We start from the raw sequence: 1,040 nt of genomic DNA, 5'->3' as shown, positions 1-1,040 counted from the left end.
GGACGAAGTCGTAACAAGGTAGCCGTACCGGAAGGTGCGGCTGGATCACCTCCTTTCTAAGGAGCACACAACATCACGTGTTTCTGCAGGCGTATGTTCTGCGGCGCGTGTGTGTTCGAGGGTGAAACATCAGACAGGCTCACCGCTTCCACACGTGTGGAGGTTGGGGGTTGCTGCCAGGTCGTGAGGCCGGCGGGTTCATCGCACACTATCGGGGTTCTGAGGGAACACGCTTTGTGTTGTCTCTGACCTAGCTGGTTGCTGTGAGATTGTGTTGATCTGTCCTGTGATGGGGTGGGGAGCGGTCGAGTGGTGGTCGGTGTGTGTTGTTTGAGAAGTGCATAGTGGATGCGAGCATCTTTATTTCAAATCAACAATTTTTTGTTGGTCTGTGATTTAGCAGAAAGAATGTTTTGTGATGTCTACATTCGATCCTCGCCGAGCATGATCCTTTCGGGGTTGTGTGTGCAGCTTTCGGGTTGTGTGGTGGGGGTGGTTTGTAGGTGTTGTTGTAAGTGTGTAAGGGCGTTCGGTGGATGCCTTGGTACCAGGAGCCGATGAAGGACGTGGTAGGCCGCGATAGTCCTCGGGGAGTTGTCAAACGAGCTGTGATCCGAGGGTGTCCGAATGGGGAAACCCAGCACGAGTGATGTCGTGTTACCCACCTCTGAATGTATAGGGGGTGTGGAGGGAACGTGGGGAAGTGAAACATCTCAGTACCCATAGGAAGAGAAAACAAAAGTGATTCCGTGAGTAGTGGCGAGCGAAAGCGGATGAGGCTAAACCATGCGCATGTGATACCGGGTAGGGGTTGTGTGTGTGGTGTTGTGGGGTTCATCTTCTTCCATCTGCCTGTGGAAGCGTGAGTCAGAAAATCGTGTGTTAGGTGAAGTGGCCTGGAATGGTCTGCCGTAGACGGTGAGAGTCCGGTAGCTGAAAACACATGGTCTTGCGTGATGTTCTCCCAAGTAGCAGCGGGCTCGTGGAATCTGCTGTGAATCTGCCGGGACCACCCGGTAAGCCTGAATACTTCCTGGTGA

At 53.3% G+C, this 1,040-nt stretch carries 2 rRNA genes; both read left to right on the top strand.

Annotated features, from left to right (window positions below):
* Positions 1 to 56 (top strand): 16S ribosomal RNA (locus BPODLACK_RS23125); the annotation flags it as partial.
* A gap of 453 nt (positions 57 to 509) precedes the next feature.
* Positions 510 to 1,040 (top strand): 23S ribosomal RNA (locus BPODLACK_RS23120); the annotation flags it as partial.

It is taken from the genome of Gordonia sp. YY1 (assembly GCF_009872315.1).
GTDB classification, from domain to species: domain Bacteria; phylum Actinomycetota; class Actinomycetes; order Mycobacteriales; family Mycobacteriaceae; genus Gordonia; species Gordonia amicalis.
The sequence above is the reverse complement of the archived record's forward strand: the minus strand, read 5'-3'. Positions and strand labels throughout refer to the sequence as shown.